We start from the raw sequence: 25,303 nt of genomic DNA, 5'->3' as shown, positions 1-25,303 counted from the left end.
GACGTCACTCTAGCGCTTTTGCCAAGTGTTTTCACTAGTGGAAATATTTTCCAATTCCGCCCTAAGATCGCGCCGCCCTTGCACCTTCACACAGCTGGAGATCACATCTTGAGAACGCTTCATCGCCAGCTGGCAGCGGCCGGCCTGACCCTCGCCCTGGCCATTCCCGCGTTCGCGCAGGGCGTGCAGGACCGTGTGATCCGCTTCGGTCACCTCAACAACGCAGACCATCCGGTGAGCTTCGGCGTGAAGCGTTTTGCCGAACTGCTCGCGGCCAAGAGCGGCGGCAAGATGAAGGTGCAGGAGTTTCCGGCCTCGCAGCTGGGCAACGAGATGCAGCAGCAGTCGGCGCTGCAGGGCGGTGTGCAGCAGATGTCGGCACCGGCCACCACGTCGCTCGCAGGCATCGTCAAGGAGTTCGGCCTTGTCGACTTCCCGTTCGCGGTGGGCAGCTTTGCGCAGGCCGATGCGCTGCTCGACGGCCCGCTGGGCCAGGCGTTGATCGCGAAGCTGCCGGAGAAGGGGCTGGTGGCGCTGGGCTATTGGGACCTGGGCTTTCGCAACGTCACCAACAGCAAGCGGCCCATCACCAGGCCCGAGGACCTCGAAGGCCTGAAGATCCGCGTCATTCCGAACCCCGTGTTCCTCGAAACCTTCAAGGCCTTCAAGGCCAACCCGGTGCCGATGCCTTTCGCCGAGCTGTACGGCGCGCTCGAGTCGAAGGCGGTCGATGGCCAGGAGAACCCGTACGCGGTGATCCTGTCGAACAAGTTCTACGAGGTGCAGAAGTTCGTGAGCGCCACGAACCATGTGTATGCGGCCAACATCGTGCTGGTCAGCAAGAAGTTCTGGGACTCGCTGAGCCCCGCCGAGCAGAAGATGATGCGCGAGGCCGCCGACGAAGCGCGCGGCTATCAGCGCCAGGTGAGCCGCGCCGCCGCGCAGCGCGCCGTAGGCGACTTGCAGGCCAAGGGCGCGCAGTTCAACGAGCTCGCGCCTGCCGAGCAGGCCCGCATGCGGCAGATTGCCAAGCCTGTCACCGAGCGTTTCGCCGCGAGCTATGACCCCGCCATCGTCAAGCTCTACACCGACGAACTCGCGCGCATCCGCAAGCAGTAAGACCTCCGACCGAAGGCGCCTCATGAAGATCCTCGTCCTGCACGGCCCCAATCTCAACCTGTTCGGCCGCCGCGAACCCCACATCTACGGCAAGACCACGCTGGCCGAAATCAATGCGCAGCTGCAGCAGCTCGCCACCGAACTCGGCGTGACGCTGGACATCCTCCAGTCGAACCACGAAGGCGACCTGATCGACTTTTTGCACACCCACATCGACGAGGCTCAGGGTGCGCTGGTCAACCCGGCCGGCCTCACGCAGCACGGCGTGCCGCTGCACGACGCGATCAAGGCGATGCCGTTCCCCATCATCGAGGTGCACATGTCCAACATCGCCGCTCGCGAGACATGGCGCGCGCATTCGATCATCTCGCCGGCGGTGAAAGGCACGGTCCAGGGCCTGGGCCCGCAGTCTTACCTGGCTGCGCTGCGCGCGCTGGTCGAGATGCACAGGCAGGCCGCGCCGGCCTGAACGCAGAGCATGGCCATGAACCGATGGATCGACCGGTGCTGCGCCGGCATCGAAGCCCTGATCGCAGCCGCGCTTGCGGTCATGGTCGTGCTGGTCTTCGGCAACGTGGTGCTGCGCTACGGCTTCAATTCGGGCATCACCCTGTCCGAGGAAGTCTCGCGCTGGCTCTTCATCTGGATGACCTTTCTCGGCGCGGTCGTCGCGCTGAAGGAGCACGGCCACCTGGGCGTCGACATGGTGGTGCAGAAGCTGCCGCCCATCGGCAAGAAGATCTGCCTTGCGATAGGGCACGTGGTAATGCTCTACATCGTGTGGCTGCTGTTCCAGGGCAGCACGGCGCAGACGCGCATCAACTGGGACGTGACAGCGCCGGTCACCGGCGCCTCGATGGCGGTGGTGTACATGTCAGGCGTGGTGTTCTCGGTGCTGGCTGCGTTCATCCTCATGCTCGACCTGCTGCGCCTGCTCACCGGGCGCATTGCCGAGAGCGATCTGGTGATGGTGCAGGAGTCTGAAGAAGCGGTGCAACTGCAGCAGATCCTCGGTTCGCAAGACAGCACCGCTCAAGGCGATGCACAACAGGGAGCACGCAAGTGACCATCGTCGTCTTCGTGGGCTCGCTGCTCCTTGCCATGGCGATGGGCATTCCCATCGCGTTCTCGCTGCTGGCCAGCGGCGTTGCGCTGATGTGGCACCTCGACCTGTTCGACGCGCAGATCCTTGCGCAGAACGTGATCGGCGGCGCCGACAGCTTTCCGCTGCTGGCCGTGCCGTTCTTCATGCTGGCCGGCGAGATCATGAACGTGGGCGGCCTCTCCAAGCGCATCGTCGATTTCGCGCTCGCGCTGGTCGGCCATGTGAAGGGAGGCCTTGGCTACGTGACCATCATGGCGGGCTGCCTGCTCTCGGCGCTCTCGGGGTCGGCCGTGGCCGACGCGGCCGCGCTGACGGCGCTGCTGCTGCCGATGATGGTCAAGGCGGGCCACGACAAGGCGCGCGCGGGCGGGCTCATCGCGGCCACCGGCGTGATCGGCCCGGTGATACCGCCGAGCATCGGGCTCGTGATCTTCGGCGTGGCGGCCAACGTCTCGATCTCCAAGCTGTTCCTCGCGGCCATCGTGCCGGGCCTGCTGATCGGCGGCGCGCTGTGGATCACCTGGGCCTGGCTGGTGCGGCGCGAGAAGATCGTGCCTCCGCCGCGCAAGTCGGGCGGCGAAATCTTCACCGCGTTCCGCAAGGCGCTGTGGGCGCTGATGCTGCCGGTGATCATCCTCGTAGGTCTGCGCATGGGCGTGTTCACGCCGACCGAGGCGGCCGTGGTGGCCGCCGTCTATGCGCTTTTCGTGTCGACCGTCGTCTATCGCGAGCTGAGCTGGAAGGACCTCTACGCGGTGTTCGTGGGTGCGGCCAAGACCAGTGCCATCGTGATGTTCCTGATCGCCGCGGCCATGGTGAGCGCGTGGCTCATCACCGTGGCCGACCTGCCTTCGAAGGTGGTGGGGCTGCTGCAGCCCTTCATGGGCAACCAGATCCTGCTGATGATCGCGATCATGGTGCTGGTGATGATCGTGGGCACCGCGATGGACATGACGCCGACCATCCTGATCCTCACGCCCGTGCTGATGCCCATCGTGAAGGCCGCGGGCATCGATCCGGTCTACTTCGGCGTGCTCTTCATCATCAACAACTCGATCGGCCTGGTCACGCCGCCGGTGGGCACGGTCCTCAACGTGGTGGCCGGCGTCGGAAAGATCTCGATGGACGACGTCACGCGCGGCGTGGTGCCGTTCATGATCGCCGAGTTCGCCGTCATGTTCCTGATGGTGCTGTTCCCGTGGCTGGTGACGGGGCCGGCCAGGTTGTTCCACGGATAGACATACAAGGAGACGTTGCCATGAAGAAGCCCTCGATGCTGAAACTGCTGGTTGCCGCCGTTGCGTTGTTCGCCATGTGTGGCGCCGGTGCGCAGGTCAAGGAGCGAACGCTCAAGTTCGCGTTCCAGAACCAGACCGGCCATCCGCAGGCGCAGGGCGCGCAGAAGTTCGCCGACCTCGTGGCCGCTAAGTCGGGCGGCAAGATCACCGTCAAGCTGTTCGCGGGTGGCGCGCTCGGCGGCGATCTTCAGACCGTGTCGGCGCTGCAGGGCGGCACGGTTGAACTCACGGTGCTGAACGCGGGCATTCTCTCGGCGCAGGTGAAGGAGTTCGCGGCCTACGACTTTCCGTTCCTGTTCAACAGCGGCAAGGAGGCCGATGCGGTCACCGACGGACTCTTCGGCCAGAAGCTGATGGCCAGGCTGGAAGACAAGGGCCTGCATGGCCTGGGCTACTGGGACCTGGGCTTTCGCAACCTCACCAACAGCAAGCGGCCGATCGTGAAGGCGGACGACATCGCGGGGCTGAAGATCCGCGTGATCCAGTCGCCGATCTACATCGACCTGTTCAGTGCGCTGGGCGCCAATGCCACTCCGCTGCCGTTCCCCGAGCTGTATCCCGCTCTCGACCAGAAGGCGGTCGACGGGCAGGAGAACCCGAACACCACCATCCTGTCGTCCAAGTTTGCCGAGGTGCAGAAGTACATCACCCAGACCCGGCACATCTACAACCCGCAGGCGCTGCTGATCAGCAGGAAGACCTGGGACGGCATGAGCGCGGAAGAGAAGAAGATCATCACCGAGGCGTCGGCCGAATCGACCGCGTTCCAGCGCGAGGCCTCGCGCGGCGCCGCCGACAGCGCGCTCGATGCATTGAAGAAGGCGGGCATGACCGTGTCGGAGCTGCCGCCCGAGGAGATGGCGAAGCTGCGCACGAAGGTGAAGCCGGTCATCGACAAGTACTCGGCCTCGGTCGGCGAGGCCACCGTGAAAGAGCTGATGGCCGAGATCGACAAGGTGCGCAAATAGGCGGGGTACGGCGAGACGGGCGAGGCGCCTCAGCCGGCCGTTGCGCGCCGCAGTGCCGCGCGCGCCAGCAGGCGCGTCGAGTCGAGTGTCGGGAGTGCCGAGTTGCCATCGTTCAGCACCAGTGGCAGTTCGGTGCAGCCCAGTGCTACTGCATCGCAGTCGCGCGCCTTCAGGCCTTCGATCATCTGTTGCAGCACCGCGGTGGACTCGGGCTGGACCACGCCGCGCACCAGTTCGTCCATGATGATGCGGCCGAGCATTGCACGCTCATCGGCATCAGGCCGCACGGCTTCCAGCCCGGCGGCCGATAGCGCCTGCGGGTAGACCTCGCTGTCGACCAGCCAGCGCGTGCCCAGCACGCCCACGCGGCGAAAGCCCCGCGACACCGCCTCCGCCGCAACCACCTCGGCAATGTGCAGCCAGGGCAGCGGCGACTGCGGCAGCACCTGATGCATCCCCTGGTGGATCGTGTTGTCGGGGCAGATCAGAAAGTCAGCACCAGCCGCCGCAAGCTTGCCCGCCGACGACAGCATCAGTTGCGCGACGCCGTCGACGTCGCCGCGATCGAGGCAGTCCACGTACGCGGCGAGCGAGTGCGTGTGCATCGAAACCTCGGGGTGCGCGTGGGCCTGGCCCATGTGCTGGGCGCCTTCGACGCACAGCGTGCGATAGCAGAGCGCAGCGCCTTCGGCCGAGCAGCCGACGATGCCGATGTGCAGTGGCATGGAAGAAATCTCCGAAAGGGAAACAGCAGGGCGAACGATGTTCTCACGGCCGCTGCGACACTGCCATGCCCGCATGGCGGTCGAGCCGCAGCGTCATCAGCGTTGCGATGGCCATCATCAGACCGACCACATACCAGGCGTGATGGAAATCCGCGAGCTGCACCGCCGGCGCGCCGCGCAGCGCCTTCGAAGCGCCGAGCACCATCGCGCCCAGCGCGACGCCGAGCGCGAGCGAAACCTGCTGCAGCATCGTGCCAAGCGTGCTTGCGCCGGCGCGGGATTCGTCGGGCACGTCGGCAAAGGCCAGCGTGTTGATGGCCGTGAAGTTCATCGAGCGCGCCATGCCCGCCACGAAGAGCAGCACGCACACCCACGGCAGCGGGTCGCCCGGTGACAGCAGCCCGCAGCCGAACAGCGTGGCGGCGCAGATCGCGCCGTTCACCGTCAGCACATTGCGAAAGCCGAAGCGCCGCAGCACTGCCGTGGTGGCGCTCTTCATCACGAGGTTGCCGCCCATGTACACCAGCAGCATCGAGCCCGCCTGGAACGCGTTCATGCCGAAGCCGATCTGGAACATCAGCGGCAGCAAAAAGGGCGAGGCGTTGATCGCGATGCGCGAGACGAAGCCGGCCGTCGCGGTGGCCAGCGCATAAGTCGGCACCGCCAGCGCGCGCAGGTCGAGCAGGGGCGCCGTCGTGCGTCGCGCATGGCGCACCGCGGCGGCTGCCGCCACGGCGCCGGCGGCCAGCAGGCCAAGGGTGGTGGCCGAGCCCGGCTGCGAGCCGCCCAGGCGCGTGAGGCCTTCGACCAGCGCGGCCAGCGCAACGGCGGTGAGCACGAAGCCGATTGCATCGAAGCGCGTCGGAGCCACGTCGGTGCGGCGCGGGAACAGCCGCATGATGAGCCACAGGCCCACGAGGCCCAGTGGCACGTTCAGCAGGAAGATCCAGCGCCACGACGCGTGCGTTGCGATGAGCCCGCCCAGCGGCGGGCCGATCACCGGCGCGATGAGCCCCGGCCAGGTGATGGTGCCGATGGCCTCGATCAGCCGGTGCTTCGGCGTTTCGCGCAGCACCACGAGCCGCCCCACCGGCGACATGAAGGCCGCCGCCGCGCCCTGCAGCACGCGCGCCGCAACGAACACCTCGAAGGTGGGCGCCAGCCCGCAGGCGAGCGAAGCCATGGTGAAGGTGCCGACCGCGAGCGCAAACACCCGCCGCGCCCCGAAGCGCCCGGCGCACCAGCCCGCCGCCGGCACCAGCGCCGCCATCGCGATCAGGTAGACCGTGACGCCCAGGCTCGCGTCCAGCGCGCCCATGCCGAAGCCGGCTCCGATGGCCGGCAGGGCGGTGACGATGATGGTGGCGTCCAGCGTCTCCATGAAGAAGGCGGCCGCCACCGTGAGCGCGATGCGCTTGGAGGCGCTGTCCGTGGCCGCTGCCGGCTGGGCGTTGTCGTTCATGCAGCAAGTCTGACATCGTTGAATGAGGGCTAGGGTTTTCCCCGAGGTGTTGATCCGGTGGATCGGACGGGCGTTGCCCGCGCCATCCGGATCGTCGGCGGGTCGCGGTTCGCACGCTCACCAAAAGGTCCATCAAATCAAGGACTTAGCGCGCGGTGCGACCGGTGCCGCGCGTGGCATGTCGATTGCTGAACCACGGGGCCGGCCGCGCGCCCCGCTGCGGAGCCTGGCCACGAAATTGGAGACAACCCGATGAGCCACCCCGTGGAACACACCACCGCACCCAAGCCCTTCTACAAATCCCTGTATTTCCAGGTCATCACGGCCATCGTGCTCGGGGTGCTGCTGGGGCATTTCTACCCCGACACCGGCGCTTCGATGAAGCCGCTGGGCGACGGCTTCATCAAGCTGATCAAGATGATCATCGCGCCGATCATCTTCTGCACGGTGGTGGTGGGCATCGCCGGCATGGAAGACATGAAGAAGGTCGGCAAGACCGGCGGCCTGGCGCTGCTGTACTTCGAGATCGTGAGCAGCATCGCGCTGGTGGTGGGCCTGGTCATCATCAACATCGTGAAGCCCGGCGCGGGCATGAACGTCGACGTGAGCCAGCTCGACACCAAGAGCATTGCGGCCTATACCGGCCCGGGCAAGATGCAGAGCACCACCGACTTCCTGCTCAACATCATCCCGAACACGGTGGTCGATGCCTTCGCCAAGGGCGAGATCCTGCAGGTGCTGCTGATCGCGGTGATGTTCGGCTTTGCGCTGCACAAGTTCGGCGGCCGCGGCACGCTGGTGTTCGACGTGATCGAGAAGGGCTCGCACGTGCTCTTCGTGATCGTCGGCTACATCATGAAGGTCGCGCCCATCGGCGCCTTCGGCGCCATGGCCTTCACCATCGGCAAGTACGGCGTGAGCTCGCTGTTGCAGCTGGGCCAGCTGATGGCCACCTTCTATGCCACCTGCCTGTTCTTCATCTTCGTGGTGCTGGGGCTCATTGCAAGGTTCCACGGCTTCAGCATCTGGAAGTTCATCAAGTACATCAAGGAAGAACTGCTGATCGTGCTGGGCACTTCGTCGAGCGAGTCGGTGCTGCCGCGCATGATGGCCAAGCTGGAGAACCTGGGCGCGAAGAAGTCGGTGGTCGGGCTGGTGGTGCCCACGGGCTACTCGTTCAACCTCGACGGCACCTCGATCTACCTGACGATGGCGGCGGTGTTCATCGCCCAGGCGACCAACACCGACATGACGCTGACGCAGCAGCTCACGCTGCTGGCCGTGCTGCTGCTCACTTCGAAGGGCGCGGCCGGTGTCACGGGCAGCGGCTTCATCGTGCTGGCGGCCACGCTGTCGGCGGTGGGCCATGTGCCGGTGGCGGGGTTGGCGCTCATCCTGGGCATCGACCGCTTCATGTCGGAAGCTCGCGCGCTCACCAACCTGATCGGCAACGGCGTGGCCACCATCGTGGTCGCCAAGTGGACCGGCGACCTCGACACCGTGCGCATGCATCAGCACCTGGACCAGGAAAGCACGGTGGAAGCCGACGAGCCCGAGCGCGTGCTCGACGCAACCGAGGCGCATATGCCCGCCAGCCCGGCACGGCAGGCCTGACCCCTTCCTTACCGGCCCCGCGAAAGCGGGGCGGCGCGGGGCCATCGGGCTGCCACCGATGCGGACGGCCCGGCCTTGTGCAATAACGCTCCCATGATTTCAAGGGAGCCGGCCCGGCGTTTCGATGGACCTTCCGACAATGCCAGGGGATGGCGCGGCCTGCCGCGCTGGTGCGGCGCACTGGCCCTGGTGGCCGTGGCCGCCTTTGCCGGCCACCAGATCGCCATGCAGGCCGGCCTGGCGCGTCTGCGCGAGGCGGCCGAGCACCGGCTCGACATGCTCGCGACCGGGCTCGACGCCGACCTGGCCCGCTTCGACTACCTCCCCGCGCTGCTGGAGATGACGCCCGTCGTGCCGGCGCTGCTCGGCACGCCGACCGACACTCGCCTGCGCGACGTGGTCAACCGCTACCTCGACGGCGTCAACGCCACCGCCGGTGCCGAGATGCTCTATGTGCTCGACGCCGCCGGCACTTCGCTGGCGGCATCGGACTGGGACAAGCCCGGCACCACCGTCGGCCAGGACCTGTCGTTCCGGCCCTACGTGATCGATGCGCTGGGTCAGGGCAGGGGCCGCTTCTACGGCGTGGGCATCACCAGCAAGCGGCCGGGCTACTACCTTTCGTATGCGCTGCGCCGCGGCCAGTCCGCGCGCGGCGTGGTGGCCGTGAAGATCAACCTCGAAGAGACCGAGCGCGCCTGGCGCAAGCTGCCCGGCGACGTGGCGCTGATCGACCAGCGCGGCGTGGTCATTCTTTCCACGCGCGACAACCTGAAGTTCCGCCCGCTGCTGCCGCTCGATGCGCTGCAGCGAGCCGAGGTGCTGCGCTCGCGCCCCTACGGCGAGGCCACCCTGCAGCCGCTGCAGTGGACGCAGAAGGAGGCGCTCGACCGCGATGTGCAGGTGATCTCGCTCGACGGCGTGGACCAGCTCGCTTCGGCCCGCACCCTGCGCGGCGCGCCGTGGCAGCTGGTGGTGCTCGACGACCTGGTGCCGCTGCGCGTGGCGGCGCGCAATGCAGCCATTACCGCCAGCCTCGCGATGGCGGTGCTGCTGCTTGTGGCCGTCGCGCTGTGGCAGCGCCGCCGAGCGGTGCGCCAGAAGCTGGCCAACCAGGCCGCGCTGCAGGCGGCGCACGACACGCTCGAATCGACCGTGGTGGCGCGCACTGCGCAGCTGCGCGCCGCACAGGGCGAGTTGGTGCACGCGGGCAAGATGGCCGCGCTGGGCCAGATGTCTGCCGGCGTGGTGCACGAACTCAACCAGCCGCTCACGGCCATGCGCACGCTGTCGGAAAGCGCCACCATCCTGCTCGACAAGAGCCGCCTGGACGACGTGCGCGGCAACCTCGAGCGCATCCGCGGCATGGTCGACCGGCTCGCGCGGCTGACCTCGCAGCTGCGAACCTTCGCCTACAAGGGCGAGCTGCCGCTGGCGCCGGTGCAGCTGTCGCATGCCATCGCCGACGCGCAGGTGATCGTCGCCGAGGCCTCGAAGAAGCAGCGCGTGACCATCGAGGTCGACGTGCAACCCCCGGCGCTGAGCGTCATGGCCGAAGACGCCGCGCTGGGCAGCGTGCTCGCCAACCTGATGCGCAACGCCATCGACGCCATGCAGGACGCGCCGGTCCGCACGCTGCGCCTGGAGGCGCGGCCGAAGGAGGGGCGCGTGCTCCTGTCGGTGACAGACACCGGCCCGGGCATTCGCCCCGACATCCTGCCGCGCCTGTTCGAACCCTTCGTCACCGGCAAGGCCGCGGGCTCGGGGCTGGGCCTGGGGCTCGTGATCTCGGCACAATTGGTGCGGTCCATGGACGGTTCGCTGCGCGCGGCCAACCTGGACGGCGGCGGGGCATGCTTCGTCATCGACCTGCCCGCTGCCATTGCCGTGATCCACAACCCACCTGTCCCCTCCCATTCCCCCCTTTCCATTGCACAACAGGAGTGACCCCCAAGTGAGCGAAGCCCCTGCCATCCGGGTGCTGCTGGTCGAGGACGACGAAGACGTTCGCATCAGCACCACCCAGGTGCTGACCCTGGCCGGTTTCGAGGTCGAATCTTTCGCCAGCGCCGAGCGCGCGCGGCCGCACATCGGCTTCGGCGTGCCGGCCGTCGTCATCAGCGACGTGCGCCTGCCGGGCCTGAGCGGCACCGAGTGGCTGCCCGAGCTGCGCAACGTCGATGCCGAACTGCCCGTGATCCTGGTCACCGGCCACGGCCACATCGCGATGGCCGTGCAGGCCATGCGCGAGGGCGCCTACGACTTCATCGAAAAGCCTTTCAGCTCCGAGCGGCTGGTGGCCATCGTGCGCCACGCCATCGAGCGCCGCCAGCTCAGCCTGCAGGTGCGCGCGCTGCGCGACGCGCTGGAGAACTGGCAGGGCATCCAGTCGGTGCTGATCGGCCGTTCGGCGCAGATGCAGCAGGTGCGCCAGACCGTGAAGACGCTGGCCGAGACATCGGCCGACGTGCTGGTCTACGGCGAGACCGGCACCGGCAAGGAGCTTGTCGCGCGCTGCCTGCACGACCACAGCGCGCGCCGCCGGCAGCATTTCGTGCCGCTCAATTGCGGCGGCCTGCCCGAGTCGCTGGCCGAGAGCGAGCTGTTCGGCCACGAGGCCGGCGCCTTTACCGGCGCCAGCCGCATGCGCGTGGGCAAGTTCGAATACGCCAGCGGCGGCACGCTGTTCCTCGACGAGATCGAGAGCATGCCGATGGCGGTGCAGATCAAGCTGCTGCGCGCGCTGCAGGAGCGCAGCATCGAGCGCATCGGCTCCAACAAGACCATTCCCTTCGACTGCCGCGTGGTGGCCGCGAGCAAGGACGACCTGAAGGCCATGAGCGACCAGCAGAAGTTCAGGGCCGACCTGTACTACCGCCTGGGCGTGGCCTTCATCGAGCTGCCGCCGCTGCGTGAGCGGCGCGAAGATATTCCGCTGCTGTTCGAGCACTTCACCCTGCAGGCCGCAAGCCGCTACGAGCGCCCCGCGCCGCTCTTGAGCAATGCGCAGCTCGCCGACCTGATGGCCTACGCCTGGCCCGGCAACGTGCGCGAGCTGCGCAACGTGGCCGACCGCTTCGTGCTGGGCCTGCTCGGCGAGCGCCTGACGCAGACGCGTGGCGGCAACAGCGCCGAAGGCGTCCCCGCCCTGCCGCGCGGGCTGCCCCAGCAGGTGGAGTCGTTCGAACGCGCGGTGATCGTCGAGGAGCTGCGCCGCCAGCACGGCGACCAGCCGGCCACAGCCGCCGCGCTGGGCATTGCGCGCCAGACGCTGCACGACAAGGTGCGCAAGCTGGGCGTGACTGTGGACGAGTTCAAGTGAGTAGCTCGAGTCTTGTGGGGTCAGGATTCCGTGGAAATCAACAGCTCGCCGGCATGCGGGGCGCATGCCAGGGCGTCTTTGCGGACATCGCGGGCGACATGCGTGCGTACCTGAAGAGCAAACTGTTCTGCGCCCGCGACGCTGACCAGCACTTCCTGCGGCATCGCGTCCGGAAGGTCGCCGAGCGCAGCATGCTCGCGCATGACGAATGGTTCGACCTGCCCGGCTACCAGGCCTTTTCGCCCCATGTGCCCATGACCGTGGACGCGCGCTATGCCCACGTTGGCGCGAACATCGACGCGTCTTCGATGCAGGTGGCGCACGCGGCGCCCGACGGCACGCGGGTGCGCTGGCCCCTGTACGACGCAAGGGGCCAGGCCGTCTGCAGCTACGTCGTCGTCCGCGACAACGGCGACGGCGCCAGCATTCCCGCACCCTGATTCTTCAGCGCACCAGCAGCTTCATCATCCGTTCGAAGGTCTTGCCGTAGGGCGGCTTGAACAGGCCCAGGCCATTCAGCGCCGACTGGTGAAAGATCGGCTTCATCTTCGAGAAGGTCTCGAAGCCGTGCTCGCCGTGGTACGCGCCCATGCCGCTGGCGCCTACGCCGCCGAAGGGCAGGTTGTCTTGTGCGACATGCAGCAGGGTCTCGTTGATCGACACGCCACCGGTCACCGTGTTCTCCATCACCCGCTCGATGGTCGCGCTGTTCTTCTCGAACAGGTACAGCGCGAGTGGGCGAGGGTGTGCGTTGACGTACGCAATGGCTTCGTCGATGCCCTTGTAGGTCAGCACCGGCAGCAGCGGGCCGAAGATTTCCTCCTGCATCACACGCATACCGTCGTTCACGCCGGTCAGCAGCACGGGTGGAAAGCGGCGCGTCGCAGGGTCGGGTGCCGTGTCGGACAAGGGCAGGGCGCTGGCGCCCTGCTCCTGCGCCAGCGCCGACAGCTCCTGCAGCCGTGCGAAGTGGCGCGGGCTCACGATGCTCGTGTAGTCGGTGTTGGTGGCCAGCGCCGGGTACATCGAGGCGAACAGGCGCCGGGCGCTGTCGGCAAAGCGCTGCTGCTGGCCTTCGGGCAGCAGCACGTAGTCGGGCGCGATGCAGGTCTGGCCCGCGTTGAGCGTCTTGCCGACCAGGATGCGTTCGACGGCCTTGTCGAAGTTGGCATCGGGCCCGATGATCGCGGGTGACTTGCCGCCCAGCTCCAGCGTCACCGGCGTGAGGTGCTCGCTCGCGGCGCGCATCACGTGGTGGCCGACAGCGGTCGAGCCGGTGAACAGCAAATGGTCGAAGGGCAGGCTGGAGAAGGCGCGCGCGGTTTCTGCGTCGCCGTTGACGATGGCGATCTCGTCTTCGGCAAACTGCTTTCGCACCAGCGCGGCGAACAGCTCGGCGAAGCGCGGCGTGAACTCCGACTGCTTCACCATCAGGCGGTTGCCCGCCGCCAGCGCCGCGGTCATCGGCCCCACCGCCAGGTACAGCGGGTAGTTCCACGGCACCACGATGCCCACCACGCCCAGCGGCTGCGGCATGATCCGCGACGACGCGGGCTTGAACCACAGGCCCGTGGAGCGGCGGCGCACGCGCATCCATGCCTTGCCATGCGCGAGCGCGTGCTGCAGGCCCTCGATGCTGGGGAACACTTCGGCAAGCTCGGTTTCCTGCGCAGCCCGGTGATGGAAGTCGGCGCTGATGGCGGCGGCGATTTCCTGGCGGCTGTCTTTCACCAGCGCACGCAGGCGCTTCAAGCGGTCGGCGCGCTCGCTCCACGGCGGCGTCTGCGCGCGCAGGCTCGCGGCGCGCATGGTGTCGAAGGTCTGTCGCATGTCGTCGTGTGTCATGGTTTGTTGCGAAGGCCTCAGCCCGTTTGTTGATACACCGCCCAGCGATCCTGCACTGTGCCGCCGCGCTGCGCGACGAGGTCGCCGAAGTGCAGCAACACGCCTTCGGTGATGACGGGCCGTTCACGCTCTCCTGGTTGGCACTGTGCCCGAGGATGCCATTGAACTGCAGCCCCTGGGCGACTCATGCTCGGCCAGCGCCAAGTAGCGCCCTGGGCAGGGCGCTATGCGTTTCGAAAAAAGAAAAAAGGCCGCGGGCGAACCCCGCGGCCGCCGCCGTCAGAAGGGCTCGACGGGCAGCGCGCGCTTGTGGGCGCTCTTGCGATGCGTCGCAAGAATGATCTGTCGGGCCGCGGCCGACACCGGCTTGCCTTCGAGGAAGTCGTCGATCTGCTCGTAGGTGACGCCGAAGGCGTCTTCGTCGGGCTTGCCCGGCACCAGCGACTCGAGGTCGGCGGTGGGCACCTTGTAGACCAGCGCGTCGGGCGCGCCCAGCAGCTGTGCCACCGCGCGCACGCGGCGCTTGTTGAGGCCGGTGAGCGGCGTGATGTCGGCCGCGCCGTCGCCGAATTTGGTGAAGAAGCCCATCAGCGCCTCGGCCGCGTGGTCGGTGCCGATGACGATGCCGTCGTGCGCGCCGGCCACCGCGAACTGCGCAATCATGCGCTGGCGAGCCTTGATGTTGCCGAGCACGAAGTCTTCGTGCGCCGCGTCGCGGAACGTCAGGTCGCCGGCCTTCAGGGCGGCGAGCATGCCGTCGGCGGCGGGGCGGATGTCGACGGTGATGGTGCGGTCGGGCTTCATCACCGCGAGCGAAGCCTGCGCTTCGGCTTCGTCCTTCTGCACGCCGTAGGGCAGGCGCATCGCGATGAAGGCGGCGTCGTAGCCCGTGGCGCGCAGCCGCTGGACGGCGCGCTGCGCGAGGCAGCCGGCGGTCAGTGAATCGACGCCGCCGCTGATGCCCAGCACCAGCGTCTTCAGGCCGGTGCGCTTCAGGTAGCTGGCGAGAAAGTCGGTGCGGCGCTCCAGCTCGTGGGCGGCATCGAAGACGGGCGCGACATGCAGCGCCGCGATGATCTCGCGCTGCGTGTCGTCGACGGGAGTGAGGTCTGCGCTCATTGTGGGATACGACGTGTGAAGTGAATCAGAAATCGACGAGGCTGAGACCAATGCTCAGCACCGTGCGCTTGCGGTTGTAGTCCACCAGCGTGTCGCCATATCCCGAGAACAGCTGCGTGTGGAAGCGCAGGTTGCTCTTGGTCGGGTCGCCGATCGCCTTGAGCCATTCGAGGCGCACCGAGCCGCGGCCGCTGTCGCGCAGGTTGTTGCGCACGGTCACGGCGAGCTGGTTGTCGCGGTTGAGGTTCCAGCGGCCGGTGATTTCGGCGCGGCCGTAGTAGTCGGCGATGTCGGGGTTGTCGTCCTTGGCGGCATTCTCGGAAATGCGCTTCCAGATGCGGCCGGTGATGGTGAAGCGGTCGTCGAGCTCGGCGCCGCCCATCAGGTACACGCGGTTCCAGCTGCGCGACAGCGGCAGGGTCTGGCCGTTCGACTGGTGCACGATGCCCAGGCCCGAATAGCGCCAGCGCCAGCCACCCGGCAGCTTGAAGTCGGTCGGGTAGACATACATCAGCTCGGGCTCGTGGTCGGTGGTGCGGAAGGGCCGCGAGATGGCGCCGTTGAACAGCTGCCAGGTCGACTGCTGGCTGTAGGCGAACCACAGCGAGTCTTTCTTGGTCGGGTCGTCCTGCGTGAGCATGCCTTGCGCGAGCTTGGTGCGCACCGACAGGCCGATGCGCATCTCGTTGGCCTGGTAGGCCACCGGGTCGGCGGTGTGGCCGGCCGAGGGCGAGGTCGGCGTCTCGGGCTTCTTGGTGGCAGCCGAGACCGACACGTTGAGCGGGCGGTAGCCGCGGAAGCCGAAGGTGCCGCAGTCGGTGGCGTTCTCCAGTTCCCAGAAGCGCGAGAGCGCCGAGTACTGGCGGTCGCGGCAGCCTTCGGTGGTGGCGACCGAGACGATGCGCGTGGCCGGGATCGATGAGTCCACCGGCGGCTGCGTGGTCGCCAGCACGGGCGGCGCCACGGGCACCGACACCGAAGGCAGCGTCTGCTGCTGCGCCCAGCGGTCGAAGCAGGCCAGGCGTGCTTCGTTGTTGGCGCCGAGCGCGGCGCACTGCTGCCAGGTGAGCTGGGAGTCGGCCAGCGGGCTCGCTGGCTTGTCCACGGCCTGTGCGTGCACCGCGGCGCCGCCGCCCAGGCAGGCGGCCACGGCCGCGAGCGCGCGGAGGTTGAAACGGGGTTGTCGTCGTGTCGTCGTCATCATTGCTTTCCTTCCTGGGCAACCGTCTTGCTGAGCACGAAGGGATGCGTGCTTTCGTCCGCGGCGTTGCGCCACGTGCCCCTGAATTCGCGCCCGCAGGAGCCCGCCTGCAGCTTGCCCGACCACACGCCGCTGATGGCGCGGCCGTCCTGCGATTCGTCGATGGAGAGCGCGCCTTCGTCGTCCACGTCGCCCGCGAGCTGCGCGACCGTGGCCTTCGCCGGGTTGGCGCCGTTGCGCGTGATGGTGCCGCGCACGCCGTCGTAGTCGGGGTGCTTGCCGAGCTGCACGGCGGCCACGGCCGGCAGGTTGTCGAAGCGTGCTTCCCAGCGGCCGTAGAGCGATTGCACCGGCAGGTCGCGCGCGTCGGCGGGGCAGTCGGCGCTGCCCCTTACGGAGGCGCAACCCGACAGTGCGAGCAGGGTGCCGGCCAGCAGCGCGGCAGTGGCAGTCGTTCTCATGGCGCCGCTGCGGCTGCCGCCGCCTTTGCCGCGCTGTCCTGCGCCTTGCGCGCGAATTCGGCGCGCAGCGCCTTGAGTTTTTCGCGCGGGTCTTCCTTGATGGTCTCCTTGTCGAGGCCCATCTCGGCGATGAAGCGGCTGGGTATGCAGGGTACCATTTCGCGGCCCTGCTTGCGCTTCTTGGTCCAGCTCACGGCCAGGCTGCGTTGCGCGCGCGTGATGCCCACGTACATCAGGCGGCGCTCTTCCTGCAGCCGCTGCAGCGTGTCTTCGCTCACCTTCTGCTGGCGGCCGTTGTCGTCGTCGAGCTTGAAGGGCAGCAGGCCCTCGCTTACGCCGATCAGCATCACGTGCGGCCATTCGAGGCCCTTGGAGGCGTGCAGCGTCGAGAGCGTGACCACGTCCTGGTCTTGCTCGCGCTCGCTGATGGTCGACAGCAGCGAGATGGTCTGCGCCACTTCGAGCAGGCTCTTGCGTTCGGTTTCGATGTTGTCGTTGGCGCCCGAGGCGTCGTCCAGCGTGCCGCCGGCGCGCTGCGACATCCAGTCGACAAACTCGAGCACGTTGGTCCAGCGCGAGGCCGCGGCGGCTTCGCTGTCTTCGCCGTCGTAGAGGTGCTTCTCGTAATCGATCTCCTTCAGCCAGTCGAGCATGAAGGTACGCGAATCTTCCGCGCCCATGGTGCGGCGCGCGCGGTATTCCAGGTCGTTGATGTAGCGGCCGAACTCGTGGATTCCCTCGAGCGTGCGCTTGGGCATCACGCTCGGCAGCGAGGGGCTGAACAGCGCCTCGAACAGGCTCAGCTTGTACTGGCTTGCGAAGGTGCCCAGGCTCGCGAGCGTGGTGTGGCCGATGCCGCGCTTGGGCGTGGTAATGGCGCGCAGGAACGCCGGGTCGTCGTCGTTGTTGACCCACAGGCGGAACCAGCCGCACAGGTCCTTGATTTCGGCGCGGTCGAAGAAGCTCTGGCCGCCCGAGACCTTGTACGGAATCTGCGCCTTGCGCAGCGCCTGCTCGAACACGCGTGCCTGGTGGTTGGCGCGGTACAGGATGGCGAAGTCGCGGAACTCCTTGTGCTGCTTGCCCTGCGTGATGGCGTCGCCCGCGCGGATGCTCACGATGCGCGCCACCGCGCGCTCGGCCTCGTGCACTTCGCTGTCGGCATCGACGATGCGCACCGGCTCGCCTTCGCCGAGCTCGGAGAACAGCGTCTTCGGAAACAGCTTCGGGTTGGGCCCGATCACGTTGTTGGCCGCACGCAGGATGGCGCTGGTGGAGCGGTAGTTCTGCTCCAGCTTGATGACCTTGAGCTTTGGGTAGTCGACCGGCAGCTTGCGCAGGTTGTCGAGCGTGGCGCCGCGCCAGCCGTAGATGGACTGGTCGTCGTCGCCCACCGCGGTGAAGTGGCCGCGCTCGCCGGCCAGGGCCTTGAGCACTTCGTACTGGGTGGCGTTGGTGTCTTGATACTCGTCCACCAGGATGTGGCCGAGCGCGGCCTGCCACTTGGCGCGAACCTCGGGAAATTCGTAGAGCAGCTTCAGCGGCATGCCGATCAGGTCGTCGAAGTCCACGCTCTGGTAGGCCGCCAGGCGCTCTTCGTAGCGGCCCATGATCTTCGCGGTGATGCGCTCGTTGTCGTCCGCGGCCTGGGCCTCGGCCTGCGCGGCGTTCAGGCCCATGTTCTTCCACTTGCTGATGGTCCACTGCCAGATGCGGGCGGTGGCCGCGTCGGTGGTGCCGCCGGCGTCTTTCAGGATCTTGGTGACGTCGTCGCTGTCGAGAATGCTGAAGGCCTTCTTCAGGCCGAGCACGGCGCCGTCCTCGCGCATCATGCGCACGCCCAGCGCGTGGAAGGTGCAGACAACGACCTTGCGTGCGTCCTTGCCGATCAGGTCTTTTGCGCGCTCGCGCATTTCTGCGGCTGCCTTGTTGGTGAAGGTGATGGCCGCGATGCGCTGGGGCGCGATGCCCGACTGGATGAGGCGGCCGATCTTGTGAGTGATCACCCGCGTCTTGCCCGAGCCCGCACCGGCAAGCACCAGGCAGGGACCGTACATGTAGTTGACAGCTTCGAGCTGCGCGGGATTGAGACCGTGAGACATTGGAGAAAAAGAGAACCGGAAAAAGGCCGTGAAGAACGCCGTGGGGAACGGCAGGCGCAAAGCGGGCAATGATACGGGGCCGGCCCCCCGCGGGGTTGTAGGCCAGACACGCCGATGCAGCCTGCTGGTGGGCAACGACAATGGTCCGGTGCTGTCTGTATTCCTTGTTACCTTCCCTTTCTTCGCGTTAATCGCGGCCGGCTATGGCGCGGCCCGCGCCCGCATCCTGCCGCTGGATGCCATTCCCGGCCTCAACACCTTCGTGCTGTATTTCGCGCTGCCGTGCATGCTGCTGCGCTTCGGCGCGGGCACGCCCATCGGCCAGTTGCTGGACGGCAGCGTCGCACTGGTCTGGGGCATCAGCGCGCTGGCCGTGGTGGCGGGCGTGGTGACGTTCACGCGCAATGCGCGCATCGGCTGGAACGACGCGGCCTTCGGCGCGCTGGTGGCGGCGTTTCCGAACACCGGCTTCATGGGCGTGCCGCTGCTGGTGGCCATTCTTGGGGCTCAGGCAGCGGGGCCGATGATCATCACGATCGCGTTCGATCTCGTGGTGACTTCGTCGCTGTGCATTGCGCTGTCGCGCCTCGACGGTGCAGGCGGCGCGGGACGGCATGGTGCCACGCAGGCCGCGCGCAAGGCGCTGCGCGGGATCGTCGTCAACCCGATGCCGTGGTCGATCCTGCTGGGCGTGCTGCTGTCGGCCGCGCGCTGGCCGTTGCCCGGGCCCATCGAGCGCACCATCGCCATGCTGGCCGATGCGGCCTCGCCGGTGGCGCTCTTCACCATCGGGGCGGTGCTGGCCCGTTCGGCACTGCTGGCGCGCGAGCATGGCGCCAGCGCCGCGGTGGCCGAGGCCATGGGCACCACGGCGCGCAGCCCTGCGACCAAGGCACCGTGGAGCGACGTGCTGCCGGTGGTGGCGGTGAAGCTGCTCGCGCATCCGCTGCTGGTGTGGGGCCTGGGGCTGGGTGCCATCGCGCTCGGGCTGCCGCTGTCGCACGAGGCGCTGGTGGTGATCGTGCTGGTCGCGGCGCTGCCGAGCGCGAGCAACGTGTCGATGTTGGCCGAGCGTTTCGGTGCGGACAACGGACGCATCGCGCGCATCATCCTGTGGACGACGGCGATCGCCTTCTTCAGCTTTCCGCTCGCGGTGAGCGTGCTACGGGGTTAGGACGCCGAGCTTGTACGGATCGGCATCGGCAAGGCGCTCGCACTTCGAGAAGTCGCGGCCCTGCGTGCCGTCGCAGTAGTAGGTGTTGTAGATGCGGCCGAAGAGCGTCGGGCTCGCGGTGAAGAGCACGCCGTGGTCGGGCTGCCAGTTGTCCTTGACGACGGGCGGGGCGCTGGCTTCCACCGGCTTGGCTGCCGAGTTGGTGGTGGGCGTGAAGTCGGCCAGCGTCTTGTGGGCCTCCTCGCCGCGCCAGCGTATTGCCAGCTCGGCGGCCGTGGGGCGCGACGCGACCGGCAGCAGGATGCCGTTGACCTGCAGGCCGTAGCCGAAGCGATGTGTCTTGCCGGCCAGGAAGGCATAGGCGCATGCGGCCATGCATTGGCCTCGTATTTCGGTCTGCACGCCGCTCGCGCGGATGGCGTCGGCATATGCGCCCGCTGCTTCGGCGGTGCCGCCGAACGAATCTTCGAAGACCACGGTATGGACTGTTCCGCTGCCCAGCTGGTCGGTGAATTCCTTGATTGCGGTGCCGTCGAGCATGCCCGACACCACCAGGCGGCTGCCCTGCAGATCGAGCTCGGCCGCCGAAGCAATGGGTGCGGCAAAAACGCAGGCGAAGCACGACGCGAGCGAGAGAACCCAACCTGAGAAAGACGGCGGTTTCACGGCGACCTACCCTTTGCCTTCGATGAGCGAGCCAGTTTGGAACGCGAAACCCGCGAGGAGTTCGCGCGCTGTTACAGCTTGAACAGCGACGAGGCATGTCGTCAACTCTTTTTTCACAAATTTTCGGGTAGGCCGAGGCAGGCCGTAAGACATAGATATCGCTATGACTTCAGATGAATGCTTGAGTTTGCAGATGCGCTGCTACAGTGCTTGCAAGTCAAAGGTGTGAAGGGGCGCGCAATGGCAATTCTTTTTCGCATCCTGCTGTGGTTGGCCTGTCTCGCCGGCGTCGGCTGGTTCTGGCATGCCGGCAAGTTCGGCACCGCCACCGGGCTCGCGCTTGCCGCGCTGAGCCTCGTGGTGTTCGCCTGGCCCGTGAGCATCGCGCGGCGCAGGCACAACGAGCTGCGTTATGTGGACATGGGCAAGGAGCCCACTGGCTACCACTGAAACCGCGGTCTCAGGTTGATTGCCGCCGGTCAGATGCTGTGCGGATCGACGTCGACGAGCCAGCGGATCACGCCTTTGCCCTCCGGCGTGCGCCGCAGCTCGTGCAATAGCGGCTGCCAACTCGCAAGCAGCCGCTGCAGCGCGGCGCGCGAGGGGCTTTCGATCAGCATTTGCGCACGTTCCACATTGGCCACGCGCTGGATCGCCAGCGGCACCGCCGGGTAGCGCGTGACGAGGTCGGAGCCCGGCAGCGCCTCGGCCTGATCGGCTGCGATGTTCAGGAAGCCCTGCGCCACCGACTGCTCTCGCGCATCGGCCCGCAGCAGCGCCTGGAACGCGAAGGGCGGCATGCCGGCCGCGCGGCGCTCGTCGAGCTGCTGCTGCGCGAAGCTGGCGTAGTCGTGCTTGCGCAGCGCCATGAACAGCGGGTGCTGCGCATGATGCGTCTGGATCCACATTTCGGCCTTGGCGCCCTGCGCCGCGAGATACGCGGCATCGCGGCCCGCGCGGCCGGCCGACTGCATCAGCAGGCTGAACAGCCGCTCGGGCGCGCGGAAGTCACTGGAGAACAGCGCGCCGTCGGGGTTCACCGCCGCCACCAGCGTGATGCGGCGGAAGTCGTGGCCCTTGGCGATCATCTGCGTGCCGACCAGCACGTCGACCTCGCCCGCGTGCACGGCCGCGAGCTGCGATTCGAGCGCGCCCTGCTTCTTGGTGCTGTCGGCGTCGATGCGTGCGATGCGCACCGCGCTGCCATCGGGGTGCTTCACGGCCGAGAACAGCTCGGCCAGGTGCTCTTCGAGTCGCTCGGTGCCGCGGCCCACGGGCGCGATGTCGGGGTTGCCGCAGGCCGGGCAGGCGCGCGGCACGCGCTCGGTAAAGCCGCAGTGGTGGCAGCGCAGCGTGCGGTCGATCTTGTGGAACACGCGATACGCGCTGCAGTGCGGGCATTCGCTCTTCCAGCCGCAGTCGCCGCAGGCCAGCACCGGTGCGTAGCCGCGCCGGTTCAAGAAGATCATGCTCTGCTCGCCGCGCGCGATGCGCTGGCCGATGGCGTCGAGCAGCGCGCCCGAAATCACCGTCTTCGGCGGCTGCAGGTTCATGTCGACCAGCCGCACGGCCGGCAACTCGCCCGCGCCGATGCGCGATGGCATGGCCAGCCGCACGTAGCGCCCGCCCGGGTCTTCGCCTTCGGCGGGCCGGCTCTGGTGCCAGCTTTCGAGCGAGGGCGTGGCCGAGCCCAGGATCACCTTGGCCTTTTCGCGCTGGCCGCGCCACACGGCGAGGTCGCGCGCGGAATAGCGCGCGCCTTCCTGCTGCTTGTAGCTCGGGTCATGCTCTTCGTCGACCACGATGAGCTTGAGCCCCGGGATCGACGCGAACACCGCCATGCGCGTGCCCAGCACGATGCGCGCCGCGCCGCTGTGCGCCGCCAGCCAGCTCGCGAGCCGCTGCGGGTTGGTCATGCCGCTGTGCAGCGACACCACCGCTTCTTCGCCGAAGCGGGCCTTGAAGCGGGCTTCGAGCTGCGGCGTGAGGTTGATCTCGGGCACCATCACCAGCGCCTGCGCCTCGGGGTCGCGCGCGAGCAGGTCGGCCACGCAGCGCAGGTAGACCTCGGTCTTGCCGCTGCCGGTGCTGCCGACCAGCAAAAAAGTACCTGCTTCGGCCTCGATGCGCGCCAGGGCGGCCGTCTGCTCCGCACTCAGCGCGATCAGGTTCGCCGACTCGGCTGTTTCGGCCACTGGTCCGGCCGTCGTCTTGCGCTTGAGCCGGCGCGTCAGCTGCGTCGTCGACAGGTCGCGCAGCTGCGGCGGCAGGGCGGCCAGCGCGATCTCGCCGATCGAGCGCTGGTAGTAGCGCGCTGCAAAGGCCACGAGGCCGCGCCACGCCTCGCCCAGCGGCGCCAGCGCGTCGAGCGCCGCGCCCACAGGCTTCAGCGCCATGTCGGGCTCGGCACCCACCAGCGAAACCGGCTCGTTCCAGACCACGCCCAGCACTTCGCGCTTGCCCAGCGGCACGCGCACCAGCGTGCCGGGCGGCATCGGCTCGGCGCTGGCGTAGCTCAGCAGGTCGCCGAGCGCGGCATGCGCGGGCGTCTGCACCGCGATGTCGAGTCGCCACGGCAGTGCTGGCGGCGCACCGTTCGTTGGCTGGGAAGCGCTGTCTGAGGGGAGGCCGGCTGTGGAGATGAGCGGTCCTTCTTGGAAAGGTTTGTTAAGAAGACTTTGAGCAAGAGCGCTTAAGTCGTTGATTTTTCAGAGCTTTGGAGGCCGTCCAGAGTTTCTGTGGATAACTTTGTTGACAAGCCGGCTCGATTCGCTGCGGGGCCTTGAAAATCAAGGCTCTGGCTGGAATGCCCGGAAAAAAAGCAAAGTTCAAATCTTATATAAATCAATAACTTAGCGTCGCTATCTCTTTAGGAGCAAAGAGGGAGGTCCCCCGGAAAATCTTGCGCAGTGCAACACGGGTTTTGTGCATAAGTCAGACCGATATGCCGTTTTTGCGCTTGACAAACGGCTTCGTACCAACTTTACGGGGCGCCTCGGTGCCCCGCCGGCCCGTTCCCGAAGACTGCAGTGTTAACCGCGCAGCGCGCGCGACTGGGCGTGCACCGCCTGCACCAGCGCCGCCACGTGGTCCGGCGGCGTGAACTGGCTGATGCCGTGGCCCAGGTTGAAGATGTGCGTCGGGCCCTGGGCGTTGCGGTCGGCGTGGGGCTTGCCGAAGGCCTGCAGCACTTTCGCCACCTCGGCCTCGATCTGCGCGGGCGGCGCGAACAGCACGTTGGGGTCGATGTTGCCCTGCAGGGCCTTGGCCTTGCCGTCCGAGCCTTCGGCGATCTGCTTTCGCGCCGAGGCCAGGTTCACGGTCCAGTCGACGCCCAGCACTTCGCAGTCGAGTTCGCGCATGGCGTCGAGCCACAGGCCGCCGCCCTTGGTGAACACGATGCGCGGCACGGGCTGGCCGTCGGCGCCGGTGCGTTTGAGGCCGGCCAGCACGCGGGCCGTGTAGGCGAGGCTGAATTCCTGGAACGCGCCGTCGGCCAGCACGCCGCCCCAGCTGTCAAACACCATCACGGCCTGCGCGCCGGCGTCGATCTGGGCATTGAGGTACGCGGCCACCGAGTCGGCATTCACGGCCAGCAGGCGATGCATGAGATCGGGGCGGCTGTAGAGCATGCTCTTCACGAGGCGGTAGTCGCTGGAGCCCGCGCCTTCCACCATGTAGCAGGCCAGCGTCCACGGGCTGCCCGAGAAGCCGATCAGCGGCACGCGGCCGTCCAGCGCCTTGCGGATCGAGGCCACTGCATCGAACACGTAGCGCAGCTTGTCCATGTCGGGCACTTCGAGCGCGGCCACGGCCGCTTCGTCGCGCACCGGGCGCGCAAAGCGCGGGCCCTCGCCGGCCTCGAACGACAGGCCCAGGCCCATGGCGTCGGGCACCGTCAGGATGTCGGAAAACAAAATGGCCGCGTCGAGCGGATAGCGCTCCAGCGGCTGCAGCGTGACCTCGGTGGCGTAGTCGGTGTTGGTGGCCAGCCCCATGAAGCTGCCCGCCTTGGCGCGGGTGGCAACGTACTCCGGCAGGTAGCGGCCGGCCTGGCGCATGAGCCAGACGGGCGTGTGGTCGGTGGCCTGGCGCCAGCAGGCTCGCAGGAAAGTGTCGTTTTGCAGTGGGGCGAAAGGCATCCCGCGATTGTCGCAGGGGTGTGTCCTGGCCTCTCAGTTGACGGGCTTGCCGCCGAACACCTCGACCATCAGCGACACCAGCCATTTCAGGCCCGGGTCGCCGTCGTGTGCGGCCGCCCACAGCAGCGAGACCTCGTAGCTGGGCGTCTCGAAGGGCAGCGGGCTCACGGCCAGCCCGAGCGCGTCGCGCCACGTGGCGGCGGCGAAGGTGGGCACGGTGGTGATGGCGGGCATCTGCCGCACGATGAAGGGGCTGGTCGCGAAGTTGCGGCTGGAGAACACGACCTGGCGCGCATGCCCCTGCTCGCGCAGCAGATCGTCGACGAGGCCGCTCAGGTCGGCGCTGAACGAGGTCAGCAGGTGCGGGTGGTCCAGGTATTCCGCCAGCGTGATCTTCCTGCCCCGCGTCTTAACGAGCGCGGCGTTGTAGACGCAGACGAAATGCCAGCCGAACAGCGCGCGTTGCCGGTGCCATGCGGCGCACTCGATGAACACGCCCACCGCCAGTTCGATCTCGGTCGCGTCGAGCATGCCGGGCGCGTTGGTGCGGTCGGCCGCGCGTGCGATGAGCCGCACCCCCGGCGCCTGTTCGGAAAGTCGCTGCATGAGCTGCGGCATCAGCGCCACCTCGAGCGCGTCGCTCAAACCGATGCGGAACACGCGCTTGGCCGTGGCGGGGTCGAACGCCGGCTGTGCATGCAGCGCCTGCTGCAGCGACAGCAGCAGCGGCTCGATGACGCGCGCGAGTTCGAGCGCGCGCGGCGTCGGCGTCATGCCGTGCGAGGTGCGCACGAACAGCTCGTCGCCCAGCGCGGCGCGCAGGCGCTTGAGTGCGCCGCTCAGGGCCGGCTGGCCGATGAACAGGCGCTGCGCCGCACGCGTGACGCTACGTTCGTGCAGCAGCGCGTGGAACACCAGCAGCAGGTTCAGGTCGAGCCGCCTGAAATCACTTTCGTTGATGTATTCCATGGTTTCAAACG

Annotated in this window: 22 protein-coding genes; 11 read left to right on the top strand and 11 right to left on the bottom strand. The window is 67.4% G+C overall.

Annotation, left to right across the window (positions count from 1 at the left end; translation table 11 throughout):
- The first annotated feature begins 108 nt into the window (after positions 1 to 108).
- From BMW87_RS24850 to BMW87_RS24830, 5 genes are read left to right on the top strand one after another with little or no spacing between them, the layout of a single operon-like run.
- A complete protein-coding gene (locus BMW87_RS24850) occupies positions 109 to 1,119 on the top strand; it encodes a TRAP transporter substrate-binding protein (RefSeq protein WP_093079314.1) in 1,011 nt (336 codons plus the stop codon).
- Between the two features lie 22 nt (positions 1,120 to 1,141).
- On the top strand, positions 1,142 to 1,588 hold the full coding sequence (locus BMW87_RS24845) for a type II 3-dehydroquinate dehydratase (protein WP_093079312.1): 447 nt from the start codon (positions 1,142 to 1,144) through the stop codon (positions 1,586 to 1,588).
- A gap of 15 nt (positions 1,589 to 1,603) precedes the next feature.
- A complete protein-coding gene (locus BMW87_RS24840) occupies positions 1,604 to 2,185 on the top strand; it encodes a TRAP transporter small permease (protein ID WP_093079440.1) in 582 nt (193 codons plus the stop codon).
- A complete protein-coding gene (locus BMW87_RS24835) occupies positions 2,182 to 3,462 on the top strand; it encodes a TRAP transporter large permease (RefSeq protein WP_093079309.1) in 1,281 nt (426 codons plus the stop codon). Before BMW87_RS24840 ends, BMW87_RS24835 begins: the two co-directional genes overlap by 4 nt.
- Positions 3,463 to 3,482: 20 nt before the next feature.
- Positions 3,483 to 4,490: a TRAP transporter substrate-binding protein gene (locus BMW87_RS24830; protein WP_093079307.1), complete on the top strand. Its 1,008-nt coding sequence runs from the start codon at positions 3,483 to 3,485 to the stop codon at positions 4,488 to 4,490.
- A 29-nt stretch (positions 4,491 to 4,519) separates the two neighbouring features.
- Here the strand turns inward: BMW87_RS24830 and BMW87_RS24825 are convergent, their stop codons facing one another.
- Positions 4,520 to 5,215, bottom strand: a complete 696-nt coding sequence (locus BMW87_RS24825; protein WP_093079303.1) for an aspartate/glutamate racemase family protein — start codon at positions 5,213 to 5,215, stop codon at positions 4,520 to 4,522.
- A 43-nt stretch (positions 5,216 to 5,258) separates the two neighbouring features.
- Positions 5,259 to 6,677, bottom strand: coding sequence for an MFS transporter (locus BMW87_RS24820; RefSeq protein WP_093079300.1), 1,419 nt, complete (start codon positions 6,675 to 6,677; stop codon positions 5,259 to 5,261).
- 252 nt (positions 6,678 to 6,929) lie between these two features.
- On the opposite strand from BMW87_RS24820, the gene BMW87_RS24815 reads away from it, so the two are divergent.
- The 4 genes from BMW87_RS24815 (at position 6,930) to BMW87_RS24800 (ending at position 12,053) form a co-directional block, all read left to right on the top strand.
- Entirely contained in the window at positions 6,930 to 8,291 is a 1,362-nt protein-coding gene (locus tag BMW87_RS24815) for a dicarboxylate/amino acid:cation symporter (protein WP_093079297.1), read from the top strand.
- A gap of 93 nt (positions 8,292 to 8,384) precedes the next feature.
- A complete protein-coding gene (locus tag BMW87_RS24810; protein WP_093079294.1) occupies positions 8,385 to 10,238 on the top strand; it encodes a sensor histidine kinase in 1,854 nt (617 codons plus the stop codon).
- A gap of 7 nt (positions 10,239 to 10,245) precedes the next feature.
- On the top strand, positions 10,246 to 11,613 hold the full coding sequence (locus BMW87_RS24805; RefSeq protein WP_093079292.1) for a sigma-54-dependent transcriptional regulator: 1,368 nt from the start codon (positions 10,246 to 10,248) through the stop codon (positions 11,611 to 11,613).
- A gap of 53 nt (positions 11,614 to 11,666) precedes the next feature.
- Positions 11,667 to 12,053, top strand: coding sequence for a hypothetical protein (locus BMW87_RS24800; RefSeq protein ID WP_093079289.1), 387 nt, complete (start codon positions 11,667 to 11,669; stop codon positions 12,051 to 12,053).
- A 4-nt stretch (positions 12,054 to 12,057) separates the two neighbouring features.
- Here BMW87_RS24800 and BMW87_RS24795 read toward each other — a convergent pair whose 3' ends face one another.
- The 5 genes from BMW87_RS24795 to BMW87_RS24775 all read right to left on the bottom strand — a co-directional run bounded on the left by BMW87_RS24795 (position 12,058) and on the right by BMW87_RS24775 (position 18,341).
- The gene (locus BMW87_RS24795) at positions 12,058 to 13,458 is read right to left on the bottom strand and encodes a coniferyl aldehyde dehydrogenase (protein ID WP_093079285.1); all 1,401 of its coding nucleotides are present in this window, start codon (positions 13,456 to 13,458) and stop codon (positions 12,058 to 12,060) included.
- 279 nt (positions 13,459 to 13,737) lie between these two features.
- On the bottom strand, positions 13,738 to 14,577 hold the full coding sequence (nadE, locus tag BMW87_RS24790) for an ammonia-dependent NAD(+) synthetase (protein WP_093079283.1): 840 nt from the start codon (positions 14,575 to 14,577) through the stop codon (positions 13,738 to 13,740).
- 25 nt (positions 14,578 to 14,602) lie between these two features.
- On the bottom strand, positions 14,603 to 15,778 hold the full coding sequence (locus BMW87_RS24785) for a phospholipase A (protein WP_093057216.1): 1,176 nt from the start codon (positions 15,776 to 15,778) through the stop codon (positions 14,603 to 14,605).
- Positions 15,778 to 16,239, bottom strand: coding sequence for a hypothetical protein (locus BMW87_RS24780; protein ID WP_093079280.1), 462 nt, complete (start codon positions 16,237 to 16,239; stop codon positions 15,778 to 15,780). The genes BMW87_RS24785 and BMW87_RS24780 overlap by 1 nt, the downstream gene beginning before the upstream one ends.
- Positions 16,236 to 18,341: an ATP-dependent helicase gene (locus BMW87_RS24775; RefSeq protein WP_093057218.1), complete on the bottom strand. Its 2,106-nt coding sequence runs from the start codon at positions 18,339 to 18,341 to the stop codon at positions 16,236 to 16,238. Before BMW87_RS24775 ends, BMW87_RS24780 begins: the two co-directional genes overlap by 4 nt.
- 148 nt (positions 18,342 to 18,489) lie before the next feature.
- Here BMW87_RS24775 and BMW87_RS24770 point away from each other — a divergent pair, with 148 nt between their 5' ends.
- Positions 18,490 to 19,515: an AEC family transporter gene (locus tag BMW87_RS24770; RefSeq protein ID WP_093079438.1), complete on the top strand. Its 1,026-nt coding sequence runs from the start codon at positions 18,490 to 18,492 to the stop codon at positions 19,513 to 19,515.
- Here the strand turns inward: BMW87_RS24770 and BMW87_RS24765 are convergent.
- Complete coding sequence (locus BMW87_RS24765) at positions 19,504 to 20,181, bottom strand: hypothetical protein (protein ID WP_093079277.1); 678 nt, start codon at positions 20,179 to 20,181, stop codon at positions 19,504 to 19,506. The two genes, BMW87_RS24770 and BMW87_RS24765, sit on opposite strands and share 12 nt — an antisense overlap.
- A 240-nt stretch (positions 20,182 to 20,421) precedes the next feature.
- On the opposite strand from BMW87_RS24765, the gene BMW87_RS24760 reads away from it, so the two are divergent.
- Positions 20,422 to 20,631, top strand: a complete 210-nt coding sequence (locus BMW87_RS24760; RefSeq protein WP_093079274.1) for a hypothetical protein — start codon at positions 20,422 to 20,424, stop codon at positions 20,629 to 20,631.
- Positions 20,632 to 20,660: 29 nt separating this feature from the next.
- Here BMW87_RS24760 and priA read toward each other — a convergent pair whose 3' ends face one another.
- The 3 genes from priA to BMW87_RS24745 all read right to left on the bottom strand — a co-directional run bounded on the left by priA (position 20,661) and on the right by BMW87_RS24745 (position 25,292).
- Positions 20,661 to 22,736 carry a replication restart helicase PriA gene (gene priA / locus BMW87_RS24755; RefSeq protein ID WP_093079271.1) on the bottom strand — a complete coding sequence of 692 codons (2,076 nt, stop codon included), beginning with the start codon at positions 22,734 to 22,736 and terminating at the stop codon, positions 20,661 to 20,663.
- A 477-nt stretch (positions 22,737 to 23,213) separates the two neighbouring features.
- Positions 23,214 to 24,323, bottom strand: coding sequence for a uroporphyrinogen decarboxylase (gene hemE / locus BMW87_RS24750; protein ID WP_093057222.1), 1,110 nt, complete (start codon positions 24,321 to 24,323; stop codon positions 23,214 to 23,216).
- A gap of 33 nt (positions 24,324 to 24,356) precedes the next feature.
- A complete protein-coding gene (locus BMW87_RS24745) occupies positions 24,357 to 25,292 on the bottom strand; it encodes a LysR family transcriptional regulator (protein ID WP_093079268.1) in 936 nt (311 codons plus the stop codon).
- Positions 25,293 to 25,303 lie beyond the last annotated feature (11 nt).

This window comes from Variovorax sp. OV084 (assembly GCF_900111625.1).
In the GTDB taxonomy this organism is placed as follows: Bacteria; Pseudomonadota; Gammaproteobacteria; order Burkholderiales; family Burkholderiaceae_C; genus Variovorax.
Note: the sequence above shows the minus strand (reverse complement) of the source record. Positions and strands in the feature narration are given on the sequence as shown.

Bases quoted from the DNA above. Each gene is read 5' to 3' on its own strand.
- BMW87_RS24825 (WP_093079303.1), bottom strand. From the start codon at position 5,215: ATGCCACTGCACATCGGCATCGTCGGCTGCTCGGCCGAAGGCGCTGCG.
- BMW87_RS24780 (WP_093079280.1), bottom strand. From the start codon at position 16,239: ATGAGAACGACTGCCACTGCCGCGCTGCTGGCCGGCACCCTGCTCGCA.
- BMW87_RS24785 (WP_093057216.1), bottom strand. From the start codon at position 15,778: ATGACGACGACACGACGACAACCCCGTTTCAACCTCCGCGCGCTCGCG.
- BMW87_RS24800 (WP_093079289.1), top strand. From the start codon at position 11,667: ATGCGGGGCGCATGCCAGGGCGTCTTTGCGGACATCGCGGGCGACATG.
- BMW87_RS24775 (WP_093057218.1), bottom strand. From the start codon at position 18,341: ATGTCTCACGGTCTCAATCCCGCGCAGCTCGAAGCTGTCAACTACATG.
- BMW87_RS24760 (WP_093079274.1), top strand. From the start codon at position 20,422: ATGGCAATTCTTTTTCGCATCCTGCTGTGGTTGGCCTGTCTCGCCGGC.
- hemE (WP_093057222.1), bottom strand. From the start codon at position 24,323: ATGCCTTTCGCCCCACTGCAAAACGACACTTTCCTGCGAGCCTGCTGG.
- BMW87_RS24840 (WP_093079440.1), top strand. From the start codon at position 1,604: ATGAACCGATGGATCGACCGGTGCTGCGCCGGCATCGAAGCCCTGATC.
- BMW87_RS24830 (WP_093079307.1), top strand. From the start codon at position 3,483: ATGAAGAAGCCCTCGATGCTGAAACTGCTGGTTGCCGCCGTTGCGTTG.
- nadE (WP_093079283.1), bottom strand. From the start codon at position 14,577: ATGAGCGCAGACCTCACTCCCGTCGACGACACGCAGCGCGAGATCATC.
- BMW87_RS24745 (WP_093079268.1), bottom strand. From the start codon at position 25,292: ATGGAATACATCAACGAAAGTGATTTCAGGCGGCTCGACCTGAACCTG.
- BMW87_RS24845 (WP_093079312.1), top strand. From the start codon at position 1,142: ATGAAGATCCTCGTCCTGCACGGCCCCAATCTCAACCTGTTCGGCCGC.
- BMW87_RS24815 (WP_093079297.1), top strand. From the start codon at position 6,930: ATGAGCCACCCCGTGGAACACACCACCGCACCCAAGCCCTTCTACAAA.
- BMW87_RS24795 (WP_093079285.1), bottom strand. From the start codon at position 13,458: ATGACACACGACGACATGCGACAGACCTTCGACACCATGCGCGCCGCG.
- BMW87_RS24820 (WP_093079300.1), bottom strand. From the start codon at position 6,677: ATGAACGACAACGCCCAGCCGGCAGCGGCCACGGACAGCGCCTCCAAG.
- BMW87_RS24810 (WP_093079294.1), top strand. From the start codon at position 8,385: ATGATTTCAAGGGAGCCGGCCCGGCGTTTCGATGGACCTTCCGACAAT.